This is a genomic window from Sphingobacterium sp. BN32 (assembly GCF_030503615.1).
Taxonomy (GTDB): domain Bacteria; phylum Bacteroidota; class Bacteroidia; order Sphingobacteriales; family Sphingobacteriaceae; genus Sphingobacterium.
This window is the reverse complement of the sequence record NZ_CP129963.1, coordinates 3,626,736-3,641,891: the sequence shown is the minus strand read 5'-3', so window position 1 is coordinate 3,641,891 and position 15,156 is coordinate 3,626,736. Positions and strand designations below refer to the sequence as shown.

Here is a 15,156-nt window from a genome sequence, read left to right as displayed (position 1 = left end):
ATTTGTTATCGTTATTGTTTTGAAATAAAAGAAGAAAACAATATGAACAGATTATCATTAGGAGTTATGGTATTCGCAGTAACTACTTTATTAAGTAGCTGTGCTGCAATTGAAGGGATTTTTAAAGCAGGTATGTGGTCCGGAATTATCATGGTAGTTATTGTTGTTGCCTTGATTATTTGGTTAATTTCAAAATTCATGAATCGTGGCGGTGGAGTAGATTAAATTTTTTTACTAAAACTTTACCTCTGCTTAATATAATTTGCTGTAATTTAAAGCAAATTTCATATCACATGAAGCATACGCTGCTATTAGTCTGCCTGATTAATTTGATCCTCCCGGTTCTTGCGCAATCAGGATACCCCAAACCCTCGAACATGACGGATGTTCTATTTTACATCCAACACAATCGAGGGCATAATACTTATATCTACGCTTTGAATCGGCTTGATGATGGCAACATCAATAAGAAGGATCCCATCGAAGTATATCGTGAATTATTCGATGAGGATGGAAAAATTAAACCACTCTCCGTAATTCAGCGAAACTTCGCTTATGGCATATCTACGCAAGTTGTAGATTCGGATACTTATGAAGCGTCCATCGTTTCCCTGCCAAGTCAAAAGTTTTTCCTGCACATCAAATCACATAAGGGTTCCTATGTTGAAACCACGGTTAACAACGTGAAAATGCGTGTAGAGCGTATTTTTATTCAACAGAAGGAGGGAACATCGGGTCTTGGAACCAAGGTGGATCATATAATTTTCTATGGGAAAGCGGGGCACCGATCTGTTGTTGAGAAATTGGTCATAAAAGATTAAACTCCTAGTATTTTCCTAATTACCGATTTTCTATCCTGTACATCAGAGTACAGGACAGTCTTGTCGATTATTTGCCTTAAATTAGACGTCTAACGTTCTAACCGATCAATTTAGATCCATGAGTAAAAAAATACTATTCAAATACAATTCAAAATATCCGTCAGTTACTGATTTAAAGCGTAAAGCGAAGTCAAGAATTCCTAAGTTTGCTTTTGACTACCTCGAAGGAGGTTGCAATGAAGAGCTCAACTTAGCAAGAAATGAGAATGATTTTGACGATATTCTTCTAAAGCCGCAGTATCTGCATGTTGCAGGGGATATTGATATGTCGGTTAACTTATTCGGCCGAACTTATGCTGCTCCTTTTGGGATTTCACCGATTGGATTACAAGGATTAATGTGGCCTAATGCACCTGAAATATTAGCGAAAGCCGCTGCCAAGCATGATATACCTTATACCTTAAGCACGGTCTCTACCAGTTCTATTGAACGCATCGCCGAGGTATCCGATGGGAAGGCCTGGTTTCAGCTTTATCATCCTACCGAGAATCGCTTGAGAGATGATATTCTACGTCGTTTAAAAGATGTTGAATGTCCTGTTTTGGTGGTATTGGTGGATGTTCCTTCATTCGGCTTGCGATATCGTGAAATTAAATCGGGTCTTTCTATGCCGCCTAAGATGAATATCCAAAACATCTTGCAGGCAATGGTATGTCCGACTTGGGGGATTAAGACGCTTCAGCACGGGATTCCTTCCTTCGCCACGTTGAAACCTTATATGGAAAAGGGATTAGATCTTGCGCAACTCGGACAGTTTATGAACCGTACTTTCACGGGGAAAGTGAATGTGGAGAAAGTGAAAGCGATCCGTGATATCTGGCAAGGACCCTTAGTGTTAAAAGGTATTACCACCGATGAGGATATGGAAGCTGCAATACAAGTAGGTGCCGATGGGGTCATTGTTTCAAACCATGGTGGCCGACAAATCGATGCTGGTGAGTCTTCGATAAATTCATTGATTAAATTGGCTTCAAATCCGCTGTATAAGGAAAAGATAAAGATTATGTTGGATGGCGGGATACGCTCTGGGGTGGATTTAGGAAGAGCCTATGCCGTGGGGTCAGACTTCAACTTTATGGGACGCCCATTTATGTATGGTGTCGGAGCATTAGGAGATGAGGGTGCCGATCATACCATAACGATGTTCAAAGCACAATTGTATCAGGTTATGCAACAATTAACGCTAGAAAATATAACACAGTTTCCGGGTAGACTGATAAAATAAACTAAAAAAGCCACCTAATTAAGGTGGCTTTTTAATGCTATATAATGCGTTCTTCTAAGAATCGAGGAATCTATTTCTTTCCGAATTTGTCTTCATAGGCTTTCTCCAACGCAAACATCTCATCGCGTAATTTTGCTGCCTCTAAGAATTCCATCTCTTTAGCTGCTTTTTCCATCCGCTTGCGAACTGTTTCTATCGCTTTCTTCATTTCATTATCGCTCATGTATTCGATCAGTGGATCGGCAGCAACTGAAGCGGCCGCATCCGGTTCAATATAAGCTTTTGGTCCTACGCCCATATCAGCAACCGACGTTTGCTCTAGAATCTCTTCTTTTGTTTTTCCAACGGTACGCGGGGTAATGCCATGTTCTAAGTTGTAACTGATTTGCTTATCACGACGTCTGTTTGTTTCATCGATGGTAATCCGCATACTATCCGTCATCTTGTCTGCATACATAATTACGCGACCTTTCTCATTACGTGCCGCACGTCCAATCGTTTGGATTAAGGAACGTTCAGACCGTAAGAAACCTTCTTTGTCCGCGTCTAATATAGCGACTAACGTCACTTCCGGTAAATCTAAACCCTCTCTTAATAGGTTGACACCAACAAGGACATCAAATTCGCCCAAGCGCAGTCCGCGAAGTATTTCCACGCGTTCTAAGGTTTTTACTTCAGAGTGGATGTAACGGACTTTGATATTCAGGCGGGTCATATACTTAGTCAGTTCTTCCGCCATCCGTTTCGTCAGGGTTGTCGCTAGCACTCTTCCGCCTTCTTTAATGGTCTTATCGACTTCTTCCAAGAAATCATCGACCTGGTTGATAGCAGGCTTGACTTCTATAATAGGGTCTAATAAACCTGTAGGACGAATGACTTGCTCGACAACAACACCTTCGGTCTGTTGCAATTCATAATCCCCTGGAGTAGCCGAAACATATACCGTTTGATTGGTCAGGGATTCGAATTCCGGGAAGTTCAATGGACGGTTATCTAATGCCGCCGGCAATCGGAAGCCGTGCTCTACTAAAGAGATCTTTCTTGATCGGTCACCACCATACATCGCACGCAATTGTGGGATGGTTACATGGCTTTCATCAATCACCATCAGATAATCATCCGGAAAATAATCAATCAAACAGAAGGGGCGCATGCCTGGCTGTCTACCATCGAAAAATCGGGAGTAGTTCTCAATTCCGGAACAGTAGCCGAGTTCGCGCATCATCTCTAAATCGTAATTAACACGCTCTTCAAGTCGCTTGGCCTCCAGCATCTTGCCTTCATCTTCCAGCTGCGCCTTGCGATGGACCAATTCCTCCTGAATACCCCAAATTGATTGGGTAAACTTTTCCTTTGGTGTAACGAAAAGATTCGCGGGAAATAAAGCTAGGGTCTCATGCTTTTGCAGCGTTCTTCCCGACACGGGATCTATTTCGCTTAGCTCGTCGATATCATCGCCGAAGAAAGAAATGCGGTAAGCGTTATCCATATAAGCGGGATAGACATCCACAGTATCACCCTTTACTCTAAACGTACCGCGTTTGAAGTCTGCCGTAGTCCTTGCGTAGAGGATTTCCACCAATTTATGTAAAAAAGCATTTCTGCTAATGGTGGTACCTACGCCAAATCGGAAGATCGACCGGGAGAAATCTTCAGGGTTACCCATACCGTAAATACAGGATACGGAGGAGACCACAATAACGTCTCTACGTCCCGACATCAGCGCAGAAGTCGTTGCTAATCGAAGTTTCTCTATTTCCTCATTGATTGCTAAATCTTTCTCAATATACGTGTTGGAAGAAGCTATAAATGCTTCCGGTTGATAATAGTCGTAATAAGACACGAAGTAATGCACCGCATTATTGGGGAAGAACTGTTTAAATTCTCCATACAGCTGTGCTGCCAAAGTCTTATTGTGGCTTAAAATAAGGGTTGGTTTCTGCGTTTCTTGAATTAGATTCGCCACAGTAAATGTTTTACCGGATCCCGTTACCCCTAATAATGTTTGATATTGCTCTCCCTGTTCAACGCCAGCAACTAACTCTTTGATTGCTTGAGGCTGGTCGCCAGTGGGTTTATATTCAGATGTTAATTGAAATTTCATGCTTCCCTTTCCACGCTAATTTATCAAATATTATTCCGTTTCTAGAATAACTGATTAACGCACTCAATTGCGAAAAATAATTATTAAATTGCTTAACAACAAGACTTTTTGTCATGATAACGATCTTAACAAAACAGAACAGCATTGCCAATCATTTTTTGGCAGAATTAAGAGATGTACGGATACAGCAAGATCGGATGCGGTTTCGGCGGAATCTAGAACGTCTTGGAGAAGTAATGGCCTATGAAATCAGTAAGACATTAGAGTACCATTATGTCAACGTGGAAACTCCGCTAGGCGTGGCAAATACACACTTGATGCCGCAGCAGCCTGTTATTGCTACGATTATGCGCGCGGGTTTGCCATTTCATCAAGGACTATTAAACGTTTTTGATCGTGCTGACAGTGCTTTTATTGCCGCCTATCGTCACACTAAGAAAAGCGGAGAGTTTGAAATCCATAAGAAATATCAGAACACGCCTAATCTGGACGACAAGGTGGTCATCATGGCTGATCCTATGCTGGCGACGGGAAAGAGCCTGGTACTTTGCTGTAAGGATTTATTGAGTGAGTATAATATCAAAGAGCTTCACATCGCGACAGTGATTGCTTCAGAAGAGGGGATTCAGCATGTTAGGGCATTCCTTCCGGAAGTTCAAGTTTGGGTAGGGGCGGTCGATAATGAGTTGACGAGTAAGTCTTATATCGTTCCTGGTTTAGGGGATGCCGGTGATCTTGCATATGGCAATAAAGAATAATAGCTTCACAGAGGAGTAAACAAACATTTAGCAATTAGTTAATATATAATCAAAATATAATGAACAGTTTATCAGTACATTTAGACAACAAAACCTTTGTATATGGAATGGCAAAAATACAATGGAGAATTATTAAAGCTCCCGATCCTATCCGCAGTTGAGGACACCATTATCCGCGAACAGAACCTAGGTAACAAATTAAAGGTTTATATCGGCACCGACTCCCAAGTTAAGCGCGGTATTGTCGAATTCGCGACGGTTATTGTCTTCCTCCGGGAACATCGCGGTGGCTTTATGTTCATCCATAAGGATCGCAAAATGCACAACATGAGTATCAAAGAGAGGATGCTCCTTGAAGTACAACACTCCATCGAAACGGCTTACGAGCTTTGTCCACTTCTCGACCAGTATTCCGTAGACCTTGAAGTCCACGCTGACATCAACACCAATCCCAACTTTCAATCCAATACCGCACTCAAAGAAGCCATGGGCTATATCTTGGGAATGGGATTCATCTTCAAGGCGAAACCAGAATCTTTTGCAAGTACAAACTGCGCCAATAAATTGGTTCAATAGCTTGTAGAGGACCTTTCTTTCTTTATTATTGCTATCTTTAGTTATCCTTAATAACTGAAGAATGCAGGATTTTCTCTCTCAACTTTACCAACAATTTCTAGAAACCAGCTTGTTGGAGTGGCTTGCAACCATCTCTGGATTCCTCTGTGTATTCCTCGCCGCAAGACAAAATATATGGAACTGGCCAATTAGTATTATCAGTGTTAGCCTCTATCTGTATATTTTCTATCATGCTAAACTTTATGGGGATTCTGCTTTACAGGTTTACTTCCTCGGCACAGCAATATACGGATGGTATTATTGGAATAGGCGAGCACATTCCGAGGAGAAGCCGATTACATCCTTCAACAGCAAGCAATTGGGATTGACTATTGTGATTATTTTATTGATTGCAGGTATTCTCGGTTATTTCCTAGATCAGAAAACCAATTCCGATGTGCCTTACATTGATGGGTTCTGTACTGCGACCAGTTTGGTTGCCCAGTTCTTGATGACGCGCAAAGTACTACAAAATTGGTTGCTCTGGGTGTTTGTTGATTTATGTTATATCCCGCTCTATATCCACAAGGACTTAATTCTAACAGCGATTTTATACATTGCTTTCACAATTATTGCGTGGAATGGATATCGAGATTGGCGAAAAAGCTATCTTAATTTTCAGTAATATTGTGTTTTTATGCAGGCTACTGAAAACAAGACTATCAAGATCGCTGTCGTCGGACCGGAGTCTACCGGGAAATCGACCATGGCGAAATACCTCGCCAGCGAGCTAAAGACATTAGCCGTTCCGGAATATGCGAGATATTATTGCGAACATTTAAATCGCGAATACACGCTTCAGGACGAAGTCAACATGTTTTATGGACAAGTAGCACTCGAAGACGCGTTCCTTGCGTCTAAGCCTTCTATAATCGTTTGTGACACGACAATTCTGACCGTCAAGATATGGTGCGACCATCTTTTCAATGACACGCCAAAGGTTGTAACCGATGAAATTAAGAAAAGGCATTATGATTTTTATCTGCTCATGGATATCGATCTTCCTTGGGAAGATGACCCACTTAGAGACTTTCCAACAGAAAGAGCGCACTTTATGCAGGTCTGGAAAGATGAGCTAGATGCCCTAAATGCCAACTATAAGATCGTATCAGGATTGGGAGAGGAAAGACTACAGAACGGACTTCGGGAAGTGGGATTTTATTTAGATGTCAGATATTAGATTTTAGATATTAGAAACTGCAACAGTGCAGTTTTTCTTATTTTGAAGAGAGAGTAAGGAAGGATTTAGGGGTGAGCAGAATGTTACGCTGGGTCTTTATACTAAGTACTATTGTCTTGAACCAGGAAAAAAAGGATTTTAGGATTGACAGGATCGGGTATTGTGACATATGAGGGGGCGATTGTGTTTTATAGTAGACGTTTAGTGAAACGTCTCTACTCATTGGCGTCCAATTGGCTTCTATACAATTTTGGACTATATAGGCGGTAATCATGACGAACCGCGTAAAGACGTTTCACTAAACGTCTCCAACTTTACCAATTCGCTGATCCTGATTATCCTTGCATCCTTCCTTTCCTGGTTCAAAGACAAAACATCCTGTCAATCCTAAAATCCTCTTTTCCCTGGTTCAAGACAATTTTCATCCTCTCCTAATTCAGAATCCTCTTCCTAAAAAGCAGCGACAAAAAAAAGAACCTGCACTGCTGCAGGTTCTTATATCTAAAATCTAATATCTTATATCTAAAAAAAACTAGCTTACCAAAAGCTTATATCCTTTACCATGTACATTGACGATCTCGACGTTGGGGTCTTCTTTCAGGTACTTTCTCAATTTACTTAAGAAAACATCCATACTACGGCCGGTGAAATAATTGTCGTCATGCCAGATTTTAACTAGTGCTTCCTCGCGGGTTAGGACATCGTTCTTTTTTAAGCATAACAGACGAAGAAGCTCGGCTTCTTTTGTAGATAATTTTTGTTGTTGACCCTTGTAAGATATAATCTGACTGGTGTAATCGAAGAAGTAATCGCCAATTTCGAATTTATCCGCAACTTCTTCATCTTTGTCTTTTGCAGCTCTTTTTAGGAGTGCGTTTATTCTTAGGAGTAGTTCTTCTACTCGGAATGGTTTGGTGATATAATCATCGCCGCCTAACTCGAAAGCTTGGGTTTTATCTTCCATCATCCCTTTTGCTGTCGCATAGATGATTGGTATAGTTTGATTGATCTTACGAATGTCTTTACCTAAGGAGAAGCCATCCTTTTTAGGCATCATGACATCGAGGATACATAAGTCAAAATTATCCTTTCTAAAGGCTTCCAATGCTTCTTGACCATCCTTGCTCAATACCACATCAAATTTGCCCTTTAGTTCCAGATAGTCTTTCAAAAGATCGCCCAAGTTAGGGTCATCTTCGGCTAATAATATTTTTTGATTCATATAATTCCTTTGCTATTTTATTAAGCAACCTCTTGTGAGGCATGCTTTAATGGTAAAGTTACTTCAAATTGTGTGCCTTTATCTTTCTCACTTTTCACAGTGATCTTTCCATTGAGGCGTTTTATAATGTCATTAACATAGCTTAATCCCAATCCAAAGCCCTTCACGTTATGGATATTTCCGGTCGGAATACGGTAAAATTGGTCAAAAATCTTCTCCGACTGATCTTTCGTCATACCGATTCCTTTGTCGGAAACAGCAATAACGATATTCTTTCCGCGATTGAAAGTTTTAAATGTAATTTCAGGCCGATCTTTACTGTATTTAATGGCGTTATCCACAAGATTGTACATGACATTCGATAGGTGGAGTTCATCTCCAATCACCAAATCATGCTCGGCATCCAGGTGTATGTTCAAGCTTCCTTCCGCTTTTTCCAACTGCAGCTTCATGCTTTCTAATACCGCATTGGCTAAGTTGTTGATCTGCACATTGGTGCGTTCTATTTTTAGATTTTCTTTTTCCAGTCGGGCAATATTAAGCACACGCTCGATGTGAGAGCCTAAGCGCACATTTTCGTCATAAATGATATTGGCGAGTTTGCTTACTCTACGTTCATCGGCTGAGATTTCCGGATCTTTCAATGACTCCGAGGCAATCATGATGGTAGCAACAGGGGTTTTGAACTCATGCGTCATATTGTTGATGAAATCCGTTTTCATCTCCGATATTTTCTTCTGACGGAGGATCATGCGTAAAGTATAGGCGAAACAGCCGATCAATAAAGCTAGCAAAGCAAGAATCGGCAACAACCAATATCCCATGGTGCTCGCAATGACGGAACCCTTATTGGGGAAATATACGCGCAACTCGCCAGGAGATTTACCTTCGTCGCTCTGAAATAGTCGAGCCTTGTAGATCATTGGCGGTGTATTGGTCTCTTTGATTTTCTCATCTTTATAATTGAAAATGGCTTGGAAGACCAATGGGCTATTTTCCGAATTACGAACCTGCATCACGAAAGAGGAGTTGATACCGCGTTGATCTAACTCATTGATCAACAAATCCACTGCCTGTGTTTTATCGATACGCTGCTCTAAGGGGCGCTTGGATAATTGCATACCAATGGCTACATCTTCCATGATGGCACTCTGTTTTCCTCCCATAATTTTCAGGGAATCAAAGAGCGTTTCTGCGCCGATTAATTTCTGATTGCGGAGCTTATTTAACTTCTTCTCTAACACGTCGATCTGTGATAGTACGCGGAGGTCAACAGGAGGAGGGAGGGTTCGGATTTCGAAAGTTGCCGTGATCGCGGAATTCGGTCCGAAGATAGGGATGACATAACGGGCGCTATCGTCTTTTGCTTTTACCTCTTTGATTTCACGTATAGCATAAACGCGCGCAAATTCTCCGATCGTCATTTCGCTGGTATAGCCCTGCTCTAAAGTAATTCGAACAAGATGATTGTATTCCTTGCGGCGGATATAGGTTTCATAGAAATTATTGCTAATCAATACTGTAGGATACTGCTGATTCAATCGAGTTTCCATCTCATTGAAGCGCTGCGTGTGTGAAAAAGCAAGGCGTTGCAGCAATTTGATGCTGTCCTGATATTTAACTTGGAGTGCTAAAATCTGTTCGTTTTTCTGCAGCCTTTCTTGGTCTTGTCTGAATTTCTCTTGATTTTCACGTTCTTGCTGACGGGCAAATTCATAAATCTCAATGCGTTCAATTTTATTCGCGACTGCTGTTAGTGAGGCTTTTACAGCTTCGTCAAATAGCTTTGACTTTTGTTTGAATGACTCCCGGATGAAGTAATACTGCATGGCCATAACACCCAAGAGCGCGATGGACATCAATCCTATAATCAACGTAATACTTCTTTTCTTCATTTGTTACAAAAATAATAAGGGATTGATGTGGTTTTTTTCATTTAACACAATTTAACAGCGATTATGAAGGTTTAATAGACCGCATAGGCTCGATATTGAGTATATTTAGATAGCTAAAAGATTTGCATATGAAAACGCTTGCCACATTATTTCTTCTGACGTTTGGTTTGCTGACGAACTCCCAAGCACAAAATAAGGAAAATATCGTCCCTAAGCAAAAGGGCTTGCCAGAATGGGCAGACAGCTTAAAGATTAAGCGCCCAAACTTCAAGATTATGCCGGACGGTACAAAGCATATTCACCCTCATGATAGCTCTCGATCAAAGCCCGTCGATATTCCCAATAGTTTGATGAACCGTCAGTTGATACAGAAAGACGATTCGATTATTTTAATTAAACCTTTGGATGGGAAGAAGAATTCGCCGATGCCTGGCACAGAGCCATTAGATCGAAAGAAGAAATAATTATTGATGGAAACCTTCGTGTTTCCGTTGAAATGCTAGTGGGGATGAAATTTCTTACGGTTTTTGACGACAGGCACCTGTAAAAAAATAAAGGCCATCTTTTCAGACGGCCTTCATTTATTTTTATTTTAAGCATTCTACTTATTTCACTTCTGAAACGCGGATAGTATTTGTTCTACCTTTTGCGTGAAGTGGCGTAGAAGATGTATTGATCACGATTTGTCCAGGCTCAACCAAGTGGTATTTCTGCAATAAACCATTTACATCTTGAATGGTACCATCGGTACTTTCGTATTTGTCATAGATGAAGGACTGTACACCCCATACAAGACTCAACTGTGTCAATAATTTATCATTACCTGTGAACACATAGATGTCCGCATCAGGGCGGTAGCTAGAGATTTCTAAAGCTGTATAGCCTGACGCCGTCATAACCGCGATCGCCGAAGCTTTTGTTTTCTCTGCTAGGAAGATAGAAGATCCACAGATCGCATCAGGGATACGTGTAACTTCCACAGTACCTAATGTCTCTTTCTCACTATAGTATGGGTATGATGTGCTCTCTACGTGAGTGATTACTTTCGCCATTGTTTCGATTACAATCTCAGGGAATTCACCAACTGAAGTTTCTCCACTAAGCATTACAGCATCTGCACCATCAATTACGGAGTTGGCCACGTCGTTTACCTCTGCACGTGTAGGACGTGGAGTTGTAATCATACTCTCCAACATTTGGGTAGCAATGATTACTGGCTTCGCTAAGTTACGGCATTTTTGAGCGATGATTTTTTGTAGGCCTGGAACTTCTTCCATAGGCATCTCAACACCTAAATCACCACGAGCAACCATCACAGCGTCTGTTGCCTCGATAATTGCGTCGATATTATCAATTGCTTCTGGTTTTTCAATTTTCGCAATAACGCGAGCGTGCGACCCTTTCGCTTCGATAATCTCTTTACATTGTTTGATATCTTCTGCTGAACGAACGAATGACATCGCGATCCAATCAGCGCCATGGTCTAAGGCGAAGTTTAGGTTATCTAAATCTTCTTCAGTTAATGAAGGGATAGATACTTTGGTGTTCGGTAGATTGACTCCTTTTCTCGATGTTAGGATACCTCCGTGAACAACTTCACATTTTACCGTGTCGATATGATTTGTGTTTAAAACGCGTAATTGCAATTTTCCATCATCTAATAGGATGATTTCACCTTCTTTAACGTCGTTCGGGAAGTTTTCGTAAGTAATATAGATGCGGTTTTCGTCGCCAATCAATTCTTGTGTTGTGATTTCAACCTGGCTTCCGTTGATCAGGATAGCACCACCTTCTTTCATTTTACCGATACGAATCTTCGGACCTTGTAAGTCAGCTAGGATACCTACTTTAAACGGGAATTCTTGGTTGATTTCTTTAATGGTGTTGATTACTTTCAAGTGGTCGTCTTGGGTTCCGTGCGAGAAGTTCAAACGGCAAACGTCTACTCCTTTAGCAATCATTCGGGTCAATACCTCTTTTTTCGAGGAAGCGGGGCCTAAAGTAGCTACAATTTTGGTTCGCTTTTTTAGTTTATCCATGTAATGTCTTTTTTTAATGTTTTAAATCAATATTATTTGCAGTGTTCTACACATTTCCCCGAGGGGTTTCGATTTAGGTTTTTGGTGTATAACTTACACTATCTAAAAATAATTCGCTAAAATATCAGATTTTCTTTAGATTTCAATGCCGTTGGGTCTATTTCTTTTACAAGTAGTACTTCAGGTATTGCTTTAATGTTTTCAATAAGTGCTTCTAGATCTTCTTCGTCAATATAATGTTTTATCAGGAGAAAGTAGTCGAAGCTTACAATTTCTGGAATTAGCGTCCCGCCTTCAATCGACTTATTGCTAAGTAGATAGAATTCGAAGTCGTAAGTTTGATTGTTATAACGGTAGGTTATGAAATGATGTTGTACGCTGGGTTTGTTTTTCTTTGACTCGTAGATGATGTGGTAGTCGAGTTCGTTCTGCGGTTTTTCTTTTTCCTTTCCGTTGTGGTCTATGTAATCTTCTTTACCATGTACGAGTTTGAGTCCTGTATGTTTGTTGATAAAGTGACAAAGCCGATAGTCTCTCAAGACAGAGCTTATGCCGATCAGGACAAAATCCAGTTCCAGGTCAAAGTCGGTTTCAAGTTTAAAAGTTATCTTGCTCAATCTATGATTTCTTTCAGTTCAGTTAGCAAAAATACGGTTTTCAAGAGATTAAAGAGGGTGCTTAACGTAAAAATATCATTAAAAAAGGATTAAGTTTGTAAAAGCGTATTTCTTTTGTTATTATTGAATAGAGTTAGTTTTTAGCAGGTTCAAAAACCTTTCTTGGGGTAACTTTGTTCTTTATTTGTTTTCAAAAGTCAAAAAGATTTGATTTTTGGGGAAATTTATTTTTTCTTTGCACAGATTTATTAAACAATTAAACTAGAAAATCATGTCAGATATCGCATCAAGAGTAAAAGCTATTATCGTTGAAAAGTTAGGTGTAGATGAAAACGAAGTAACACCAGAAGCTTCTTTCACGAATGATTTAGGTGCAGACTCACTTGATACAGTTGAGTTGATCATGGAATTCGAAAAAGAATTCAACGTTGCTATTCCAGACGATCAGGCTGAGAACATTAGCACAGTAGGTCAAGCAATCGCTTATTTAGAAAAAAACGTTAACTAACTAATTTTATTAGGCCAAACATATTAATGGAGCTTAAAAGAGTAGTTGTAACAGGATTGGGTGCACTTACACCCCTAGGTAACACCGTCGCAGAATACTGGGATGGGTTAATTAATGGTGTAAGTGGTGCCGCTCCTATTACGCATTTTGATGCGTCAAAATTCAAAACCCAGTTTGCTTGTGAAGTAAAGGGGTTTGATCCACATAACTATATGGATCGTAAAGAGGCTCGTAAAATCGACCCTTTCGTTCAATATGCAATTGCATCGACTGACGAAGCTGTCAAAGATGCGGGATTAGAGTTTGATAAACTAGACACCAATCGTATTGGTGTAATTTGGGGGTCAGGTATTGGGGGCTTGACTACATTTTTGGATGAGGTTGCTGGATTTGCAAAGGGCGATGGTACACCACGTTTCAATCCATTCTTTATTCCGAAGATGTTAATTGATTTAGCTCCGGGACATATCTCTATGCGTCATGGCTTGAGAGGTCCTAACTTTTCAGCAGTTTCGGCTTGTGCGTCGGCTACCAACGCGATGATTGATGCTTTTAACTATATCCGTATGGGTTTAGCAGACGTTATTATCAGCGGAGGTTCTGAGGCAACAATTAATGAAGCTGGTATTGGCGGGTTCAATGCAATGCATGCGCTTTCCACTCGTAATGATGATCCGAAAACTGCATCACGTCCTTTTGATAAGGATCGCGACGGTTTTGTTTCTGGCGAGGGTTCAGGTGCTATTATTTTAGAAAGTTTAGAACATGCTTTAGCACGCGGTGCAAAAATCTATGCTGAGATTGCTGGTGGTGGTATGAGTGCAGATGCATATCACATTACTGCTTCGCATCCAGAAGGATTAGGCGCTCGCTTAGCGATGAGCAAAGCGTTGGCTGATGCAAATTTAGATGCAACAGCTATTGATTATATTAACGTGCATGGTACATCGACTCCAGTAGGCGATGTGAGTGAGACCAAAGCTATTATTGAGCAATTTGGGGATCATGCATATGAATTGAATATTAGTTCTACAAAATCAATGACAGGTCACCTGTTAGGTGCTGCGGGAGCAGTAGAATCGATTGCTTCGATTCTTGCTGTACAAAATGATATTGTACCTCCTACAATCAATCATTTTACGGACGACCCTGAAATTGATAATAGATTGAACTTTACTTTCAACAAAGCACAGAAGCGTGTTGTTAATGCTGCGTTAAGCAATACATTCGGTTTCGGTGGACACAATGCTTCTTTGATTGTTAAAAAATACAAAGCATAATTTTGGTTGAAAGAAAAAGATAAGGAATTGAATAGGTAGTTTTCTCCAAAACTACCTATTTCTTCTTAAAGATGTTGGTATGCCGATTAGTGTTTATAAACTGTATTTATCTCCCCAAAAAGCTTACTTCAAGAAGTTAAAGAATATCTTAGGCTTTGTGCCGGGGAATGTCAGATTATATCAAATGGCGTTTCGACATAAATCGGTTGCTAAACCGATTAAAGAAGGGGTCAAAAATAGCAACGAACGATTAGAATTTTTAGGTGATGCCGTACTGGGTTCTGTTGTTGCAGAACTATTGTTTAAGCTTTACCCCTACAAAGATGAAGGTTTCTTAACCGAGATGCGTTCGAAGATCGTTTCTCGTGCGAACTTGAATCAGCTTTCGCGCAAACTTGGTTTTAACGAGTTGATTGAGTTTGATGCGCGCATGATCAGTTATCCTAATAAGCAGGGTTCTTTATTGGGCGATGCCTTCGAAGCATTGATTGGAGCCGTTTATTTGGATAAAGGATATAAATTCACACGCGAGTTTTTGCTATCACGCATTATCAAGCCTCATGTGGATATACATACCCTGGAAATCACTGAAACCAATTTCAAAAGCCGTTTAATCGAATGGTGTCAGCATAGCGGAAAAGAGGTTGCCTTTATTCAGATCGATAACCCCGAAGGAGAGTCTGCCAAGATGTTCTCTGTTAAAGTGGTCGTAGATGGCGAAGATTGTGGAGTCGGCCGCGACTTCAACAAGAAAAGCGCCGAGAAAATGGCCGCTGAAAAAGCTTGCGAGTATTTGAAGATATTTGAATAGGGTAGTATTTAGTAGCTAGTA

Annotated in this window: 16 protein-coding genes; 11 read left to right on the top strand and 5 right to left on the bottom strand. The window is 40.5% G+C overall.

From position 1 onward, the window contains the following. The first annotated feature begins 42 nt into the window (after nucleotides 1–42). The 3 genes from QYC40_RS15495 to QYC40_RS15485 all read left to right on the top strand — a co-directional run bounded on the left by QYC40_RS15495 (nucleotide 43) and on the right by QYC40_RS15485 (nucleotide 2,106). Entirely contained in the window at nucleotides 43–225 is a 183-nt protein-coding gene (locus QYC40_RS15495; RefSeq protein WP_301991039.1) for a hypothetical protein, read from the top strand. Nucleotides 226–293: 68 nt separating this feature from the next. Beyond that, entirely contained in the window at nucleotides 294–821 is a 528-nt protein-coding gene (locus QYC40_RS15490) for a DUF4833 domain-containing protein (RefSeq protein ID WP_301991038.1), read from the top strand. Nucleotides 822–939: 118 nt separating this feature from the next. After that, the gene (locus QYC40_RS15485) at nucleotides 940–2,106 is read left to right on the top strand and encodes an alpha-hydroxy acid oxidase (RefSeq protein ID WP_301991037.1); all 1,167 of its coding nucleotides are present in this window, start codon (nucleotides 940–942) and stop codon (nucleotides 2,104–2,106) included. Nucleotides 2,107–2,176: 70 nt separating this feature from the next. On the opposite strand, the gene uvrB is transcribed toward QYC40_RS15485, so the two are convergent. Next, on the bottom strand, nucleotides 2,177–4,210 hold the full coding sequence (gene uvrB, locus QYC40_RS15480; protein WP_301991036.1) for an excinuclease ABC subunit UvrB: 2,034 nt from the start codon (nucleotides 4,208–4,210) through the stop codon (nucleotides 2,177–2,179). Between the two features lie 113 nt (nucleotides 4,211–4,323). Here uvrB and upp point away from each other — a divergent pair, with 113 nt between their 5' ends. From upp to QYC40_RS15460, 4 genes are all read left to right on the top strand, one after another. Further along, nucleotides 4,324–4,968, top strand: coding sequence for a uracil phosphoribosyltransferase (gene upp, locus QYC40_RS15475; RefSeq protein WP_301991034.1), 645 nt, complete (start codon nucleotides 4,324–4,326; stop codon nucleotides 4,966–4,968). A 102-nt stretch (nucleotides 4,969–5,070) separates the two neighbouring features. After that, nucleotides 5,071–5,544: a ribonuclease H-like YkuK family protein gene (locus tag QYC40_RS15470; RefSeq protein WP_149524809.1), complete on the top strand. Its 474-nt coding sequence runs from the start codon at nucleotides 5,071–5,073 to the stop codon at nucleotides 5,542–5,544. A 61-nt stretch (nucleotides 5,545–5,605) separates the two neighbouring features. Further along, nucleotides 5,606–6,208, top strand: coding sequence for a nicotinamide riboside transporter PnuC (gene pnuC, locus QYC40_RS15465; RefSeq protein WP_301991033.1), 603 nt, complete (start codon nucleotides 5,606–5,608; stop codon nucleotides 6,206–6,208). Between the two features lie 12 nt (nucleotides 6,209–6,220). Beyond that, nucleotides 6,221–6,763: an ATP-binding protein gene (locus QYC40_RS15460; protein ID WP_301991032.1), complete on the top strand. Its 543-nt coding sequence runs from the start codon at nucleotides 6,221–6,223 to the stop codon at nucleotides 6,761–6,763. Between the two features lie 532 nt (nucleotides 6,764–7,295). Here the strand turns inward: QYC40_RS15460 and QYC40_RS15455 are convergent. Further along, nucleotides 7,296–7,985: a response regulator transcription factor gene (locus tag QYC40_RS15455; protein WP_301991031.1), complete on the bottom strand. Its 690-nt coding sequence runs from the start codon at nucleotides 7,983–7,985 to the stop codon at nucleotides 7,296–7,298. A gap of 20 nt (nucleotides 7,986–8,005) precedes the next feature. Further along, a complete protein-coding gene (locus tag QYC40_RS15450) occupies nucleotides 8,006–9,880 on the bottom strand; it encodes a sensor histidine kinase KdpD (protein ID WP_301991030.1) in 1,875 nt (624 codons plus the stop codon). Nucleotides 9,881–10,008: 128 nt separating this feature from the next. On the opposite strand from QYC40_RS15450, the gene QYC40_RS15445 reads away from it, so the two are divergent. Continuing rightward, entirely contained in the window at nucleotides 10,009–10,344 is a 336-nt protein-coding gene (locus tag QYC40_RS15445; RefSeq protein WP_301991029.1) for a hypothetical protein, read from the top strand. Nucleotides 10,345–10,485: 141 nt separating this feature from the next. Here the strand turns inward: QYC40_RS15445 and pyk are convergent, their stop codons facing one another. Both pyk and QYC40_RS15435 read right to left on the bottom strand, forming a co-directional pair. Then, a complete protein-coding gene (pyk, locus tag QYC40_RS15440) occupies nucleotides 10,486–11,919 on the bottom strand; it encodes a pyruvate kinase (protein ID WP_301991028.1) in 1,434 nt (477 codons plus the stop codon). A 116-nt stretch (nucleotides 11,920–12,035) separates the two neighbouring features. After that, nucleotides 12,036–12,536 (bottom strand): IPExxxVDY family protein, encoded by a 501-nt coding sequence (locus QYC40_RS15435; RefSeq protein WP_301991027.1) that lies wholly within the window; start codon nucleotides 12,534–12,536, stop codon nucleotides 12,036–12,038. Nucleotides 12,537–12,807: 271 nt separating this feature from the next. Between QYC40_RS15435 and QYC40_RS15430 the strand changes: the two genes are divergently transcribed. The 3 genes from QYC40_RS15430 to rnc all read left to right on the top strand — a co-directional run bounded on the left by QYC40_RS15430 (nucleotide 12,808) and on the right by rnc (nucleotide 15,135). Continuing rightward, on the top strand, nucleotides 12,808–13,044 hold the full coding sequence (locus QYC40_RS15430; protein ID WP_079643602.1) for an acyl carrier protein: 237 nt from the start codon (nucleotides 12,808–12,810) through the stop codon (nucleotides 13,042–13,044). 26 nt (nucleotides 13,045–13,070) lie between these two features. Beyond that, nucleotides 13,071–14,324 carry a beta-ketoacyl-ACP synthase II gene (fabF, locus tag QYC40_RS15425; RefSeq protein WP_301991026.1) on the top strand — a complete coding sequence of 418 codons (1,254 nt, stop codon included), beginning with the start codon at nucleotides 13,071–13,073 and terminating at the stop codon, nucleotides 14,322–14,324. 79 nt (nucleotides 14,325–14,403) lie between these two features. Beyond that, on the top strand, nucleotides 14,404–15,135 hold the full coding sequence (gene rnc / locus QYC40_RS15420) for a ribonuclease III (protein ID WP_301991024.1): 732 nt from the start codon (nucleotides 14,404–14,406) through the stop codon (nucleotides 15,133–15,135). The last annotated feature ends 21 nt before the right edge of the window (nucleotides 15,136–15,156 follow it).

Bases quoted from the DNA above. Each gene is read 5' to 3' on its own strand.
- QYC40_RS15495 (WP_301991039.1), top strand. From the start codon at position 43: ATGAACAGATTATCATTAGGAGTTATGGTATTCGCAGTAACTACTTTA.
- QYC40_RS15490 (WP_301991038.1), top strand. From the start codon at position 294: ATGAAGCATACGCTGCTATTAGTCTGCCTGATTAATTTGATCCTCCCG.
- QYC40_RS15485 (WP_301991037.1), top strand. From the start codon at position 940: ATGAGTAAAAAAATACTATTCAAATACAATTCAAAATATCCGTCAGTT.
- uvrB (WP_301991036.1), bottom strand. From the start codon at position 4,210: ATGAAATTTCAATTAACATCTGAATATAAACCCACTGGCGACCAGCCT.
- upp (WP_301991034.1), top strand. From the start codon at position 4,324: ATGATAACGATCTTAACAAAACAGAACAGCATTGCCAATCATTTTTTG.
- QYC40_RS15470 (WP_149524809.1), top strand. From the start codon at position 5,071: ATGGAATGGCAAAAATACAATGGAGAATTATTAAAGCTCCCGATCCTA.
- pnuC (WP_301991033.1), top strand. From the start codon at position 5,606: ATGCAGGATTTTCTCTCTCAACTTTACCAACAATTTCTAGAAACCAGC.
- QYC40_RS15460 (WP_301991032.1), top strand. From the start codon at position 6,221: ATGCAGGCTACTGAAAACAAGACTATCAAGATCGCTGTCGTCGGACCG.
- QYC40_RS15455 (WP_301991031.1), bottom strand. From the start codon at position 7,985: ATGAATCAAAAAATATTATTAGCCGAAGATGACCCTAACTTGGGCGAT.
- QYC40_RS15450 (WP_301991030.1), bottom strand. From the start codon at position 9,880: ATGAAGAAAAGAAGTATTACGTTGATTATAGGATTGATGTCCATCGCG.
- QYC40_RS15445 (WP_301991029.1), top strand. From the start codon at position 10,009: ATGAAAACGCTTGCCACATTATTTCTTCTGACGTTTGGTTTGCTGACG.
- pyk (WP_301991028.1), bottom strand. From the start codon at position 11,919: ATGGATAAACTAAAAAAGCGAACCAAAATTGTAGCTACTTTAGGCCCC.
- QYC40_RS15430 (WP_079643602.1), top strand. From the start codon at position 12,808: ATGTCAGATATCGCATCAAGAGTAAAAGCTATTATCGTTGAAAAGTTA.
- fabF (WP_301991026.1), top strand. From the start codon at position 13,071: ATGGAGCTTAAAAGAGTAGTTGTAACAGGATTGGGTGCACTTACACCC.
- rnc (WP_301991024.1), top strand. From the start codon at position 14,404: ATGCCGATTAGTGTTTATAAACTGTATTTATCTCCCCAAAAAGCTTAC.